We start from the raw sequence: 15,390 nt of genomic DNA on the forward strand, positions 1-15,390 counted from the left end.
TTATTGACTCCGTTACTCCCAAATACTCATCAAATACTTTGAAACAAACCAACGCCCATTAGAGGCTCTTTCAACGAAAACATCGACAACATAAGTATCACCTATATTATCCAACATATCATTGACTCTGTGCCCGTTAAGGTCATAGCCTCCTTTCCGGACATCTGTTCCAAGAACAGTTTCAATAAAATCTTTTGAACTTAGCTGCCGATCACTTAATTTGCCGACAGATCCGGTTGTATTTGTTTTTACTTCAAAGAAGTCATATTTCCCGTCATGTCTTAAGCCGACTAAATCAATACCGTTATTAGATTTATTTTGCACTGAAAAAACATCTGCATAATTTCCTGAGCGTTCGAGCTGAGATTTAACATGGGATTCACCAAAATCACCCAAGCGCTTACTGAAGCACAGACCAAGCGGATCTACCCAAGTTAATGGGTCCGGCACATATCCATAAGTATTAATCCCACCAAGAAGCCCAATCGGGTCCATCTGGGTGTAACGCCCGGCAACCGGGTCGTAATAGCGGAAGAGGTTGTAATGCAGCCCGCTTTCACGGTCGAGGTACTGGCCCTGGAAGCGTAAGTTCTGCGGCACCTGCCACTGCGGCACGCTGAGCTCGCGTTCGGTTTCGCCCCAGGTGCTGAACTGTCCGCGCCAGACGGTCTGGCCGTTCGCGTCGGTAACCCGCTCCGGCAGGCCGTTGAGTTCGGTGTGGTACCAGTAAATCTCACAGTCGTCATACACACTGTCGACCCGCGCCAGCGGTTCGTAGCTGCCTTCGGTGTAAACGTACTGAACGTAGTGGTCAGGCTCCCGGTCGCTCTGTTCACCTGCAAGCTGTAAACCCTGCCAGTCGAAGCGGATGGTTTCCGGGTCTTTCTCTCCGTAGCGCCACAGGATTTTATGCGTGCGTCGCCCCAGCGGGTCGTAGCGGTATTCCACCCGGCGGAACTTCGTGTTCCCCTCAAACCGAATCTCTTTTACCCGCTGCTCATCGTCGTAGGCAAAATGCTGCACTACGCCGCTTTTATCCTGACGGCGCGTGAGTCGCCCGAACCCGTCGTAATCCAGCTTCAGTCCGTCGAGGCGCAGCAGCAGGTTGTGCCACACCGGGTTGCGGTGCTCCTCAGTGCGGTTGCCCGCGGCGTCCCAGAAGAAGCGCTCTTCTTTCTGCGGTTCGACAGCTTTTGTGACCTGGCCCGCGGCATCGTAGCCCCACAGGTACTGGCTGTATTTCTCGCCCGGCGTGGCAGGGGTTGAGTCAGTGTGTATCTGCTGGACTATCTGGTCGGTGCGGTCCCAGCGGTAGCGACGCTCGAACACCAGTTCGCGTCGCGCATCCAGCACCGTGCGCTGGGTGACGCGGCCTGCGGAATCGTAACGGGTCTCCTGTGAGAGCACACCCTGGCTGCGGGATATTTCCCGGTGCAGGCGGTCGCGGCCGTATGCCGCCAGCGTGTGCGTGGCCCCGCCGTGGCGCAGCTGCATCTCCAGCAGGTGGCCGGTGCCGTAGCGCAGGGTGGCGAGCTCCCGGCCATCCGGAAACGTTGTACTGCTGAGGTTGCCCAGCGCGTCGTACTCATACTCAAACTTCCCGCCGTGGTTCTCCTCACTCACCAGTTCGCCCGCGGCATTGCGGGTGAAGACCAGCACGGCGTCCCACGCCGGTTCGCGCTCTTCCAGCAGCGCCTGCCGCCATTCGGCGCGCGTGGCGCGGCGGATTTCCAGCGACAGCGTGTCGTGGCGGTATTCGGTGCGGTGCTCTGCGGTTTCCCGCGCAGTCAGGCGGCCCAGCACGTCATATTCAAACGCGGTGACCAGCGGCGCGTCCGGGCTGCCCGGCAGCGGATGGCGGATCACCTCCGTCACCTGGCCCAGCGCGTCGTGGCGGTATTCCGTCAGGCGGCCCGCGTAGTCGCGCTGGCCCGTCAGGCGGCCCGCGGCGTCATACTCAAACCGCCAGCTTTCGCGGTTCGGGTTCACCAGCGTCGTCAGACGGCCAAAACGGTCATAGCGCAGGCGCGTCAGATGGCCTGCCGGGTCGGCGGCGCTCACCACCTGCCCGCGCGCGTTGCGCGTTACCTTGCGCTCGCGCAGCCCGTCGTCGTCCTGCCCGCAGAGCAGCCCGGCGTTGTCATATTCGTAGTGCGTCTCGCGGCCGTCCGCCCGTCGCCAGGTGCGCAGACGCCCCGCCGCGGTCAGCGCCCAGCGGTCGGTGTTGCCTTCGGCGTCGCTGGCGCTGAGCGGCCGCCCCGCGTCGTCGTAAAGCCGCTGGCTCTGGTTGCCGGAGCAGTCCTCGTCGCGCACCAGCTGTCCGCGCTCGTTCCACCAGAACCGGTGCGTGTTGTTCAGCGCGTCGGTCTGCTGAACCAGGTCGCCCTGCTCGTTCCACTCAAAGCGCGTCACGCCGCCTTTCGGGTCGGTGAGCGCCACCACATCGCCGCGCGCATTGTATTCATACTGCCAGGCGGCGCCGTCCGGCAGCACTTCCTTCACCGGGAACGCGAACACCGGGTGCCACGTGGTGAATGTGCTGTTGCCGAGCGGATCGCGCACTTCCGTCAGGTTGCCGTGCTCGTCGTAGCCATACACCCAGCGGCTGCCGTCCGGCGTGGTGGCCGCTTTCAGCAGCTCGGCATAATCTGCCCACTCGTAGCGCCACACGCCGCCGTGGCGGTCGGTGTATTCCGTGATGCGGTAGAGGAAATCCCAGCAGTGGCGCGTCGAGAAACCCGCGTCGCAGCTTACCGTGGCGCAGCGTTTCGCCTCGTCGGCGTCGATGCGCCAGCGCTCCAGCACGTTGTCCTGGTCGTCCAGCACCTGATAACTGCACACGCGCCAGTTGGGCGCATCGGCGGCGGGCTGCCACTGATAATGCACGCTGAGGTTGGTGGAGTAGCTGTGCCAGCCCATCATGTCGCTGGCGCGATCCCAGCCGAAGCGGCGCGTGACGATGCCGTCCGCGTCGGTGACCTCGATCAACTGGCCGTTTTCGTTATAGCCATAAGTCACCAGCAGGCGGCGCTCGCCGTTGCATACCTGGTGCACGCTGGCGAGACGGCCATGCGATTTCTCGTAGGCAAGTTCGACATCCAGCGCTTCGTTGTCGCCGGAAATGCGCGCCAGCCTGCCGTGTTCATCCCAGCTGTAATACTGGCAGTTTTCGTGACGATCGTAGATGCGGAACAGCCGCCACTCGCCCGGACGCGTCGGGTCCGGTTCGTAGACGTGATATTCGCCGCTCGTCATCTGGAGCATCAGCGTGCCGCTGACGGTGTAATAGAGCGTGACGCCGTCTTCGAGATAATCCACCACGTCGCCGGGGGTCAGCTCGCCGAAGCCCAGATCGCGGCCCGACATATCGCGCCAGATAAACTGATTGTTCTCAAGACGGAAGAAGCGGGTCTCAAACGGCAGCAGCCAGCCGGTACCGAGCATACCGGTCGCCAGATTGCGGCTGTTGTAAACACGCTGCCAGATGAGCGGAATGCGGTCTTCCAGCGTGAAATCGCGGTCTTCGCCGCCCGCGAGGATTTTCGCGCCGCTGGCGATATCCACCGGGTGCTGCGTGTGGCGCGCTTCGCTGCCCACTTTCCCCGCCTGAATCAGCCCGAACGTGGTTAATCCCATGCCGAGATCGGCGGCGAGCTGACAGCAAAAGGTTTTCAGGATCTGGCGGCTGAATATCGCCTTTAACATCCCTTTACTGAGATTGCGCAATATTCCCGGTCCAAGGCTGCCGATGGCGTTACCGATAAGCCGCGCCCAGAAATTTTTACCGCTGCGGATATCGCGCACCACAATGCTTTCGCCGCCGATGCGCACACGCGTGTTTTCTTTAACTTTTATCTTTGCTTCGCAGGTGCTGCGATCGCCATCACGGCACGCGGGCTGACCGTTGATCAGCACTTTTTTCGAACCTTCCGCCAGGAAGTTACCGCCGGTGATCGTATGGCCTTTGGTGCACTCGACAGTATCCAGCGGCGCTTCTTTAGCAAAAGGGCTGGCCCCCGCCACGACCGGCTGGGTTAAGTTATCCCAGACGCTGCCCGCGAAATTTTTCACGCCCTGCCAGCCGCTGCTCGCAATCGCGTCGGCTCCCGCAGCCAGATTATCAAACGGGTGCAGCGTAAACTGCGCCACTTCGAGAATGGTAACCGCCGTGTTTATCGCGAACGCCTTCGCCTTATCGGCAAAGCTCTCTGCCGGGATAGGCGTATTGAGATAATCATGATCGACCGTACCCGCCGCACGGGCGGCAGGGAGATCCATGATATGAACGTTGTGCGAGCCACTGGTAATAAAGGCATCCGGTGGCCCACGCCAGCCGAAGAAATCCAGCACGGCATCAACACCCTGGCCGACCAGATCGCCTGCCTCTTCCGCGATGCCGCTGCCGAAAACAGCGGCAATCAGTACAACGCCTGCGACCGTGCCAAGCCCCGTTGTCATCATCGCCGCACCCGCCGTAAACGCAGCAAGACAAATGGCGCCTTCGACCACACCGCTGACGACATCGGCGAGCAGAGAGCTGTGGATGAGCGGGTCCTGATAACGGGCAGCTAACGGTTCAGACACGCTTATGCTCCCTCTCCAGGCGTAAATTCCAGACCCGCTTTAATGGATTCCCATATCGCCAGCGCGTCTTCATCAAACGGCGCGGTGCGGCTCATCGCCATGACCAGCAGGTGATCCTCAAGCATCGTGGTCGCCAGCTGTTCATAAACCGTCACGCCGTGGTTTTCAAAACGCATCGTGACTTCCTGCGCGGGCCTGCTGCCCATCCGGGTGTCAGTCACGTCGCCGCCGGTGAACTTTTTCATGTCGCGTTTGATTTTGGCGACCTGGCTTTTCAGGTAAGTCTCTTCTTCGCCGGGCTTGACGTCCCAGGCGCGCGTCAGCACCAGAGAGGCCCCCGCTTTCGGCAGTGACAATATCGTCATGCTGCGATCCTGCACGGCTTCCGGCAGCGTCAGCGTCCCTTCTGATAACGTATATTTCACCTGGCTCATGCCTGCCCTTCTCCGTCGGAATTAAATGTTTTTGCCACTTCGTTCTGGATATCCGCAGGCGTCGGCGCGACGCTTGTCGCTTTGTCCGGTTGCTTCTTGAGGTTCAGATCGAGCGTGCCGCCGGTATTGATTTGCCCTGTGCCGCTGGCGTTAATCGCGAATTTTGTACAGTAGAGATTGACTTCACCGTTCGCCCCCATCTCCAGTACCGAATCACCCGTGACCAGGCGGATGCCGGTCGCAGAAGAAATGGTCACCGTGCCCTGGCCTTTGATGTCGTACTGCCCGCCGACCAGCTCATTGCGGCTCATCTGAATGGCGTGTTCTTGCTTACCTTCGACTTTGCCGGTGTAGTCCTGCTTGATAGCAACCACCCGCGAGCCGCCGACGCTGTGGGTTTCATCTTTTTTCACTTTGGTATCGAGATTGCGCTCGGCCTGCAGCCACACCTGCTCCTCGCCCGCCTTGTCTTCAAAGCGCAGGGCGTTGGCGTTGTCCGGCGAGCCGTCCTTCGAGCGGCTTAAAAAGCCCATCTGTGTCGCCGCCGCCGGCAGCGCCCACGGCGGCATGCTCGCTTCGTTATACACGCGACCGGTAATCAGCGGACGGTCCGGGTCACCGTTGATGAAATCCACCACCACTTCGTCGCCCACGCGCGGTATCTGCACCCCGCCAAAACCCTGGCCCGCCCACGCGCTCGACACACGCACCCAGCCGGAGCTGGTGTCGTCGCCCTTGCCGAGGCGGTCCCAGTGGAATTTCACCTTCACCCGGCCATATTTGTCGGTCCAGATGCTTTCGCCCTGCGGGCCGACCACCTTCGCCGTCTGCGGGCCGTAAGTTCTGGGCCACGGCGTCTTCTGCGACGGGCGGTACGGCACGTCCGCCGGTATCACTTCAAAGCGGATTTCGTGGAGGGTGTTGCTGTCCGGCCCGCTGGCGTAGCGGTTTTCCTCGAAGCGGTAATGCGCCACCGTGGTCAGGTACTCGCCGTTATCCCCGAAGAACGGCGCGTTGCGCAGCACAAAGGTGTGGCCCGGCGCGATGCCCAGCGCGGTGCCGGAGCCCTGGGTCTGGCGGTGCTCCACCTGCCAGCGCTCCTGGCGGATACGGGCGTAGAACTCGCCGTGGCCGTGCTCCACAAAGCGGCCCGGCCAGTCGTAGACGTCAATGCTCCCCGGCTGCGGCGACAGCGGGTTCTGCCTTGCCTGGAACAGCCACGCGTTCGGCTTGCGGAAGTCGTAGTCATCGAGGCTGTAGATGCCCGGCGTCACGCTGTCCTCCAGCGCCCACTGGCTGATGCCCTCTTCGTCTGTGCTGCCGCCTGATGGGGTGACGTGATACGGAATGGTCTCGTAGCCGGGGAACGGCTCGTACTGACCGGGGGCGTCAGTGAGCACCAGCGTGTGGCGGTCCTGCTCGTGGCGGAAGTGATAGGTGATGCCCTCCAGCTCCAGCAGGCGGCTGATGAAATCGAGGCTGCTCTCCTGGTACTGCACGCAGTACTCCCAGACCCGGTAGCTGCCCGACAGACGCTCTTCCATATTCACCCGGCTTTCGCCCAGCAGCGTTTTCACTATCTGCGGCACCGTCTGGCCCTGGAAGATACGCAGGTTGCGGTCGCGATGCATCGGCCACAGGTCCGGCTCCACCGTCAGCTCGTAGGCGGCGTAGCGGGTGCCGGAGAGCTCCACGGCGGTCACCGCCACGCGGGTCACCTTGCCGTTAAGGTAGCGCGGCGTCATCAGCGCCTGGGTCGGGATGGTCACCGTCACCGGCTGGCCCAGCAGCGCGCTGCGGTCGGCGCGCGCGTCAGTGCCGAGCAGCGTCAGGGTGAACATGAACGGCTCCGACAGCGCCTCGCGCCCGGAGAGTTTCCAGAAAAGCAGCCCCTCGACCGGGAGCTGAACGGTGATTCGGTTAAACATAACTTCCATCCCTATGTGTATATGCGGTGCATACCAGAGCCGGAGACACCCACCTGGCTATGCCCGTAAATCACAGCACAGCAGCAAATGACGCATACCTTTCAGGCTTCTGGCCGCGCAGCAGACACTCTGCCAGAAACACTTTGCAGTTTTAGTTAATTTCATATTGCAGGCGACATGAAATTTCATAATACGGCTACCGCTGCCATAGCCTCGATCGAGGTTAAGCCATATCAGGAAATGTCAGGTAACGAAGCGGCAATAAAGGCCATATACAAACGACGCGCGTGCGCTGTGTAAATATACCAACAAGTGACTCATCGAAAAACCGCCATTATTCTGAATATACAGACTATTCTGATTCCAGTACGGGTAGAGGTTGATAGCTGGCATAAATTCCGGGGAACAGCAGGCTGTTTTTATGGAGGACGTCACTAATCACGCGCTGAAATATTCATGAAAGAAAGAGGATTTTCTTTTACTGACCGCGCTGGGAAAGGCTTTTTATATGAAAGGATAATATTTAGCTTAAGGGAACCACTAATAATGGTGGGTTGAGCAAATAACGGATTATTTACCCCGGCGCATGGGAATTGCTCTGCATGATGCTGGGGATTTGTGCCTCTGCGGCGTGCGGCTTTGAAAGTTCACTGGCGAGCGCAGGGCGCCTCGTCGTACCGGCATCATCGCTCAGGCTGCGCGCCGGGCGTTACTTCTCCCGGCTAATAATGACGTCGTTTAAGCAATCTGGCGCTTTCGCGGTAAAGCTGAACGTGACGGCTTCGCCAGACGCACCGGCAGGCGTGGTGTAACTGGTCACTTCGTTTTGCGAATGGCCGCGTGGAGTGTCGGTTATCGTCAACACCGGGTAATGCTGTTTAATCTCGTTAAGCGTCAGGCACGGCCCCTGCCAGTGAGAGATAAACAGCAGCGTTTTCTCATGCGGATCTCTGCTCAGCCGCAATTCAATATCGGTCAGCTTCCCTGGCGCAGTAAACGCGACATCTTCCGCCCGGTAAAAGTTGATGTATTCGTTCTGAGAATCCAGCTGAAATTTTAAAGGCGCGTGGTTAAGCGTGGCGATGTTGATATCCGCTAAGGATGAGCGCATCGCCGCAATAAACGTCCAGAGGCTGGCGGAGGGCGTAGTAGCTGAAGCGCCGCTAAGCATTAACATTGTTATTAACGCAGCGGTAATCATCTTTCCGGTATGACGAATGAAAAACATATTATCCTTAAGGGAGGGTTGTTAATTTGTCTGACGTGGGGGTTCCATGTATTCACTATGAATCATCTTATTAACGTCGGACAGGCAGCAGGTAGTGGTTTATCAGTGTAATACCGTTACCTGGATTGCATACCATCACGGTTACGAGTCAGGGTAAATGTTTGCGGCGCATAATAGCCACCTTTTACAGGAACCTTGATGAGCCGCCACGTCATCCTGTCGCCTTCAAGCTCAAGACTCGCCTGCCCGTTAACGCCGCCGAAAGAGGAATCAAACATTACATCGGCCCGATTGCCCGCAATGATGCCGTGCAGATTGTTATCCCCGGGCGCAGTACAGTCGATACGGTTGCCGCGCTGCGTGATGTAACAGTAAGTGCCGTTTATCACCTGCGCGTTTTGCTTCAGGTCCAGCGTTAGCACAGATCCTGCCTCATTCTCGCCTTCCCACTGGCCGGAAAACCTTTCATCAGCGAACGCCCCCAGGCTACAGAGGACCAGAAAAGGTAAGAGCTTTTTGGGATGAAGCAGTATGAGCGTTAAAGGCATCATATCAGTCCTTGAATGCGCGGTATGGCAGGGATGTAGCTTTTATTTAATAAATTACGGTCGATTACTTTTATAAAAAATACTTATAAGTCTTAATGAACCAATTCAGATTTTCTGAAGGCTCATTGATTTCCATAGCAGAAGCATGATCAATTTCCGGTTCGCCGGGGATAGTAATATAAAAGACAATATTATTTACGTTACTGCCGAGAGAGAGACATAGCTGTTGTTTTGCCTTTTTCATGGCATTTACATAGAGATTAATATTTCTTCCTCTTTCAGGATCAAAGTCATATCCTTCAGGCAGTAAAGGAAGGATATGTTTATTATAATGCTCCATCATTATAGTCGTGAAAGAACGGACGCCGACATCATCATTATCATCAAAAAAACCAAGCACCCAGGAATAACCCTCCCACTCAATGCCCTTATGCATATTTCCAATGCTTTCCTTTGTAGATATAGCCATATAGCTTGAAAGAGCATCGTCATCTAACACTAAAACGACAGCATAAATTTCATCATCCTGATATTTTTCGTATAAAGCGGAAAACTCTTGCTGGATTAAAAGATTAAGTATTTCTTGCTGATCATTATGCCACGAATTCATATCCAACTTCCAGAATTACTATAACGTCAATCTGATAATCAAAGTCTGTACATCTTTTTCGCTTCGTCATCAAATAAATAGGCTATATCTTTAATATTATCCCAGGCCATTAACTTCTCATCCATTATTGCTTTAATAAAAATAGCATTTTTAAATAAAAGATTGACGATCGCGCGCTTCTGCTCTAATTCAGAAAAGCAATTTAAGAAGTGATAGATCTCTCCGAAATCCTTACTGAGGATATAAATTACAAAGTTCTGTAAAATGAAGTTCAGGCAATATTCACTGTGGGAATTTCCCCCATTAAGAAGATTAACAACATCGCGTATGATGATCTGCTTATTATCGAGGTAAGCCTTAATGAAATAGCTTGAATCGTTGACCAGATTCATATCGATAGAGACATCTGGAGAGGGAATTTTCAGCGTGAAGCCACCATTCTCAATCATATCGATAAGAGACAGATGTAAACACTTGGCAGCTTCTATTTCGTCTTTATCAATAGCAATTTCTGCTGATAGTTTCTCATAATTTTCTATATAAAAGTCATAATAGTCAGAGGCATAATCTTTTAATGCAACATTTGAAGCAGTGTGAATAATTTTTCCCAAATCACTTATAGTAAATGCATTTAAAGTTTCTTCATTAACGGGATGGGAAATCAAAAAATATCGAAATAGAAATTTTCTATGTTTTATAAATACAGATACATCATTCTCATTTTTCTTCATATTTGATAACTGGAAGAAACAATACATCTTCATAAATGCATTTATACGATTATACTGGTTTATCTCAGGAACTGTTGTTACAGAGTTAACCGAAAAAATGATATGATGAAAAACCTGTTCATCATAGACGTTCAGCAATGGATATTTATCCTTAAGGAGAATAGTTGTGTCAGGATCATATTTATAATGAGGATCTTCAGGCTGCAACTCTAAATCCCATTCACAAAAGGTTTCATCTTCATTTTTTTTGAAAAACAGTTGAGTCGTATTATCATCACAAGAAGAATATTCAAAATTATCAAAATAAATATTATCTCCAATCTCTTTTCGCATTAAACAAGAAAAGTAATCTTTGAACATTTTATCGACACAAACAACTATCTCTTTCTTTTCTTTTTGCATTTTTGTATTTCCTCTACACTAACGCTTTTTATATGCTTATTGAAATCATCTATCATGTCAGATCCGATGCCTCTCGCTCCTGGCTCGTTCGGTTTGGAAAGAATATTTTTTGTTTGGGCTGATTCTCTTCCAGCATCAGTAACTTTCCCGCCATTAAGCATATCGTATCCTTCTTGAGTAATTTCAAAACGGGCTTGATGGGTAGGCTTAGGATTAGTAGTTGCATCGTAATTGGCACCATCAATATTAATCCACTTTGCCCGTCGGTCAGGACGACCATTAGTCATTCCTGGAACTAATCCTCCAGCACTTTTGGTCAGGTCAGCTTCAGCTGCGCTCATGTTACGAGTAACAATGTATGTCTTTCCACGAGTCAACCCCAGCGGATCCACCCACACCAGCGGATTCGGCGCATACTGGTAAAGGTTTATCCCGCCCGCGAGCCCTATCGGGTCCTGGCTGATAAAGCGCCCCGCATCCGGATCATAGTAGCGGAAACGGTTATAGTGCAAACCCGTCTCGGCATCAAAATACTGCCCCTGGTAGCGCAACGGCTGATACACCGGCTCGCCGGCGCGTGTCCCGATGTGCTCCACGCGAAGCGTGTTGCCCCAGGCGCGGTATTCGGCCCGCCAGGCGATTTCGCCGCCCGCGCCGGTCAGCTCGCGCGGCATCCCCGACACATCATTGTGATACCAGTACACCTCTGCGTCGTGTTCGGTGTCGCCCGTGCCCAGACTGATTTGCGCCAGCGGCGCGAAGCTGTCGTCTTCGTAAATCCACAGGTGGCTGCGCCCGCCGCGTGATTCACTCAGCAGGCGGTTGCCGTCCCACACAAAGGTCGTCACGCCGAACGCGTCCTGCTTCCAGCTGCGTCTGCCGAAGGCGTCATAACCGTAGGTGGTGCGCTGCCCGGCACCGTTACGCACCGTGACGGATTCTGCCAGTTGATGCTCCGCGTTCCACCGGAACCGCTGCGTGGTGTGCCGGGCGATATGTTTGGCGGTGACATTGCCGAAATTATCGTAATCCCAGCGTTTGTCCTCATACACGCGCAGGCGGTTGTCGTGCAGCGGCGGCGCGCTGGTGTCGCTCAGGAGGTTATGAGCCGGGTCGAAGGCGAAATGCTCTTCGCGGGCGCGGGTCAGCCGGCCCAGCGCATCGTAGTCGTAGCGATGCTCGCCCGTGTATTTATCCACCATCTGCAACAGCTGGCCGTCGCGCCGCCAGGCGTAATCACGCGCGACCGCGATTTTCCCGTTACGCCCCGCGCGCTGGCTGACCAGCCGCCCCATTTCATCATGGACATACTCGCTGCTGATGGTGCCCTGCGTGCGGCGAACTTCCCGGTGCAGCACATCGCGCTCGCTTTCGCTGATAACCCGGCTGCCGAGGTTCACCTGAATACGGTGGCCGCTGCCGTAGTAGAAGTTTTTCAGCTCGCGGCCATCCGGCAGGGTGGTGACGGTGCGGTTGCCGAGCTCGTCATACTGATGACGTAATTCATGGCTGACGCCGCGAATAAGGTTACGTTCGAGCGTCAGCTGTCCGGCGGCGTCCCACTCCAGCTCCACGCGGCCGCCGTGGTTGATGCCCGCAATCAACCGCCCAAGGGAATCATACCGGTAACGCGTGCGCTGCCACTGGTCCTCGCCGCTGCGCGCGACCAGTTTTTCCAGCAACCTCCCGGCCTCGTCACGCTGGTAATGCGTGCGGATGACGGTGCCGTCTCCGTTGCCTTCTTCCTCGCGCACCGTCGGGAAACCGCCCGCGTCATAGCGGTAACGGGTGGTGCAGCCGTCAAACCCGGTCTCGCGGATAAGATTGTCGCGCAGGTCATATTCCATCTCATAACGCGCGCCGTTTTCATTTATCAACGTGGTCAGGCGGCGCGCCAGATCATATTCATATTTCACCTGATGCCCGAGCGCATCGGTACGCGCCAGCGGCAGGCCATCCGGCGCCAGTTTCCATTGCGTGAGCTGCCCCTGCGCGTCGCGCCAGGCGGTAAGGCGCTGCCAGCGGTCAAACTCAAAGGTCTCCGTCGCGCCATCCGGGTGAACAATACTCCGCGGCAGGCCATCCTGCCGGTTGTTAATCAGCGTGCGGTTGCCCGCCGCGTCGATCTGCTCTTTCAGCCAGCCATATTTGTCATAGCCGAAGGTGGTGGTACGCCCCGAACAATCGGTGTGGCTGATAAGAAAATCCGCGCTGTTCCAGGAGAGACGCTGAATACCCGACGCCGCATCGCGAATGCGCACCAGGTTGCCGCGATCGTCGTGGTTATATTCCGTGATACGGCCCAGTTCATCCATGAAACGAATCAGATTGCCGGCGACGTCATACGCATATTCGCGTGTACCGCCCTGCATATCGGTAACACGCACCGGCAGATTCCAGCGCTCGTGGTAATCGATGCGCGTCATCTGCCCGTCCGGCTCGGTCACGGCGGTACAGTTGCCGCGCTCATCGTAACGGTAGCGCGTGACGCGGCCTGCCGGGTCGGTCAGCTGCGTCATTTGCCCGCGAACGTTGCGACGGAACCGGGTATAGCCGCCAGCGGCGTCCTGATAGCCCAGCAGCTCATGGTTGTCGTCATATTCGTACCGCGTCACGCGCCCTGACGCATCGGTCACTGTGGTGCTGGCGGCGCCATATTCAAAGCGCCATTCGCCGCCCAGGCTGTCGCGATGCGCCAGCACTTTCCCGGACGGTTCGTGTTTATCGTAGTGGTAGAAACACTCCATTTCGCCCGCGCGGCGGTGCGCCACCATGATGTGGTTGCGGTAACGGAATTCGCGCAGCACCTCGCCCTGGCCATTTCTGACGGCGATGAGATCGCCCTGCGGCGAGTAGTCGTAGCGGCAGAGGCTTTCGGCGTGAAGCGGGTCGGAGGGGTGGCAGACGCTGACGCCGACGATACGTTCAGCCGTGTCGTTATCCGCAAGGGTGAGCCTGGCAAAATGGACGAAAAACCGCCGTCCGGCGCTGTCGGTTATCTGTTCAGGCTGATGATGCGCGTTGTGGTGCAGCGTTAAACGGTTGTCATGCCGGTCGCTTATCGCCGTGAGCAGCCAGCGGCCCGGCTGCGCCTGGTGCGTAAAATGCCAGCAGCGCGCTTCATCGGCGGTAAAAATACGAAACTCGCCTGGCTGAGGCTGCGACAGCGAGAGCTGTTCATAGCGGTGCAGCCTGGGCGGATGGCCCGGCTCTGGCCACGGGAACTCGATTTCACGCCCTTGCTCGTCGATAAACAGCAGGATGTCATCCTGCGCGCGAACCTCCAGCGACAGCGGTAAAAACCACCCCTGCCCGAGCCAGCCGTTGCCGATTTCATCGGAAAAGTAATACCGCTGCCAGTTAAGCGGCACGGATGCCGGAAAGGCAAAATCGTTATCTTCGTTACCGAACAGCACTTTGATGCCCAGAATGGCGTTAACCGGGCTGCCGACCAGCGGCTCGACCGCGGCGGTATTCGGGATTTTGCACGGTTCGGTCTCTTTTTTCGCTTTGCCTTTATCGCTGCCGCCTTTCTCGCTGCCCGCTTTCTTCGCCTTTACCGTTTCCTCTGCGCCTTCTTTGGCGGCTTTTCCTTCGGCTTTGGCTGCCGCTTTTTCCGCTTTAAACGCGGATTTTTCGGCGAGTTTCGCGGTTTCTTTTACCAGCCCTTTCGTCGCGCTGGCCGCCTCTATCGCTTTACCAGCTTTCGCCGCCATTTTACCGGCTTTAAACGCCGCGCCGCCGCCCGGTACGAAGTTCGCCGCCGCTGACGCCGCAGATAACGCCGCGTTGCCGTAGTCGCCTTCGGCGGCATAAATCGCCGCGTTAGCGCCATCCGCCACCACGCCCAGTACCGGCACCGCCCCTAAGACATCCAGCCCGGTGTGTACAATATCGCCCCAGTCGCCCCACCAGCTTTTCTTTTTAGGCGGGTTAGCGCTGCCAGCCGCAACCTTGCCTTTCGGTGCCGGCGCATATTGTAATTTACCAATAGTATTTCCTGTCGCCATGTAAATTCCCTGCGATGGATTGCGTGTTCTGAATAAAAGTCGTCAGGTTTATTGCTTTGCGCAATAAACCGTAAAATTAACGTAAGGATGATTTAAATAATACGCGCCACGCTCATTTCTGAACGCGACGCGGATAGAATGAAAATTTATCGGGGAATATAAAAGAACGGTGAAGTTATTTCATTCCTTTACTGATTGCCAGCCTGCGAATTTCCTCAAGCTTATTGACGGTTCGGCTACCGCTGTCGCTCTCGCGCTTCATGACGCTCTGCAGCATTGAGCTAAAACTCATGCCCGCCGGGGTGACGATATTGGGATTTGCGCCATGATTTAACAGATATTCCACCTGATCCAGCTCCATATCGGCGAGCGCCACCATAAGCACCGTTTTCCCTGCGCTGTCGGTTTTATTGATATCCGCGCCTGCGGATAACAGATATTTTAAAACCGAAAAGGAATTTTCCGTTGCCGAGTTAAAAATTAAAGGCTGGTAGTTGGTCATGGCGTTCGGGCTGAGGCCGCCCGCGATCAGGGCTTTAATGTAGGCCGGATTATTGGAGCTCGCCATTACGGCCGCCGGGCTGCCGAAATCCGGGATCTCCTGTAGCGGATCCGCGCCCGCTTTCACCAGATCGGTCACAATATCCAGCGATTTCGCATCGCCATTGGTGGCTTCTAACAGCGCATACATCAGCAAGGTCATTTCCTGACTGCCGGGTTTATTTAAATTTGTGCTTTTCGCTAATGCATTAACTTCGGAAAGATTGTGCTCGGCAATAGCCTGAGCAAGCTGTAATTGCGTACCGCTAAAATAAACTTCCGGCGCTGCTTGTTTCATATTCGTACTTCCATGACCAGGTATTACTACGGAGAAGAGTGCCAGCCCGGCGAAGAGACTGCAAATTAGCCTTCGTA

General features: G+C 55.6%; 9 protein-coding genes. All 9 read right to left on the reverse strand.

Annotated features, from left to right (window positions below; translation table 11 throughout):
- Positions 1 to 12: 12 nt before the first annotated feature.
- Complete coding sequence (locus AB8W27_RS20240) at positions 13 to 4,584, reverse strand: RHS repeat-associated core domain-containing protein (RefSeq protein WP_012814793.1); 4,572 nt, start codon at positions 4,582 to 4,584, stop codon at positions 13 to 15.
- A 2-nt stretch (positions 4,585 to 4,586) separates the two neighbouring features.
- On the reverse strand, positions 4,587 to 5,018 hold the full coding sequence (locus AB8W27_RS20245; protein ID WP_012814792.1) for a DcrB-related protein: 432 nt from the start codon (positions 5,016 to 5,018) through the stop codon (positions 4,587 to 4,589).
- On the reverse strand, positions 5,015 to 6,946 hold the full coding sequence (locus AB8W27_RS20250; RefSeq protein ID WP_283986395.1) for a type VI secretion system tip protein TssI/VgrG: 1,932 nt from the start codon (positions 6,944 to 6,946) through the stop codon (positions 5,015 to 5,017). The genes AB8W27_RS20245 and AB8W27_RS20250 overlap by 4 nt, the downstream gene beginning before the upstream one ends.
- A 709-nt stretch (positions 6,947 to 7,655) precedes the next feature.
- Positions 7,656 to 8,174, reverse strand: coding sequence for a hypothetical protein (locus AB8W27_RS20255; RefSeq protein WP_041923051.1), 519 nt, complete (start codon positions 8,172 to 8,174; stop codon positions 7,656 to 7,658).
- Between the two features lie 116 nt (positions 8,175 to 8,290).
- Positions 8,291 to 8,725: a hypothetical protein gene (locus AB8W27_RS20260; RefSeq protein ID WP_041923050.1), complete on the reverse strand. Its 435-nt coding sequence runs from the start codon at positions 8,723 to 8,725 to the stop codon at positions 8,291 to 8,293.
- A gap of 67 nt (positions 8,726 to 8,792) precedes the next feature.
- Positions 8,793 to 9,332, reverse strand: a complete 540-nt coding sequence (locus AB8W27_RS20265) for a DUF4303 domain-containing protein (protein WP_012814788.1) — start codon at positions 9,330 to 9,332, stop codon at positions 8,793 to 8,795.
- A gap of 38 nt (positions 9,333 to 9,370) precedes the next feature.
- Positions 9,371 to 10,465 (reverse strand): hypothetical protein, encoded by a 1,095-nt coding sequence (locus AB8W27_RS20270; protein ID WP_041923049.1) that lies wholly within the window; start codon positions 10,463 to 10,465, stop codon positions 9,371 to 9,373.
- Positions 10,441 to 14,475, reverse strand: a complete 4,035-nt coding sequence (locus AB8W27_RS20275) for an RHS repeat-associated core domain-containing protein (protein WP_041923048.1) — start codon at positions 14,473 to 14,475, stop codon at positions 10,441 to 10,443. The genes AB8W27_RS20270 and AB8W27_RS20275 overlap by 25 nt, the downstream gene beginning before the upstream one ends.
- 175 nt (positions 14,476 to 14,650) lie before the next feature.
- A complete protein-coding gene (locus AB8W27_RS20280; protein ID WP_041923047.1) occupies positions 14,651 to 15,313 on the reverse strand; it encodes an ankyrin repeat domain-containing protein in 663 nt (220 codons plus the stop codon).
- Between the last annotated feature and the right edge of the window lie 77 nt (positions 15,314 to 15,390).

The organism is Cronobacter turicensis (assembly GCF_041222865.1).
In the GTDB taxonomy this organism is placed as follows: Bacteria; Pseudomonadota; Gammaproteobacteria; order Enterobacterales; family Enterobacteriaceae; genus Cronobacter; species Cronobacter turicensis.

Coding starts and splice junctions, on each gene's coding strand:
- AB8W27_RS20245 (WP_012814792.1), bottom strand. CDS start 5,018: ATGAGCCAGGTGAAATATACGTTATCAGAAGGGACGCTGACGCTGCCG.
- AB8W27_RS20250 (WP_283986395.1), bottom strand. CDS start 6,946: ATGTTTAACCGAATCACCGTTCAGCTCCCGGTCGAGGGGCTGCTTTTC.
- AB8W27_RS20255 (WP_041923051.1), bottom strand. CDS start 8,174: ATGTTTTTCATTCGTCATACCGGAAAGATGATTACCGCTGCGTTAATA.
- AB8W27_RS20260 (WP_041923050.1), bottom strand. CDS start 8,725: ATGATGCCTTTAACGCTCATACTGCTTCATCCCAAAAAGCTCTTACCT.
- AB8W27_RS20265 (WP_012814788.1), bottom strand. CDS start 9,332: ATGAATTCGTGGCATAATGATCAGCAAGAAATACTTAATCTTTTAATC.
- AB8W27_RS20270 (WP_041923049.1), bottom strand. CDS start 10,465: ATGCAAAAAGAAAAGAAAGAGATAGTTGTTTGTGTCGATAAAATGTTC.
- AB8W27_RS20275 (WP_041923048.1), bottom strand. CDS start 14,475: ATGGCGACAGGAAATACTATTGGTAAATTACAATATGCGCCGGCACCG.
- AB8W27_RS20280 (WP_041923047.1), bottom strand. CDS start 15,313: ATGAAACAAGCAGCGCCGGAAGTTTATTTTAGCGGTACGCAATTACAG.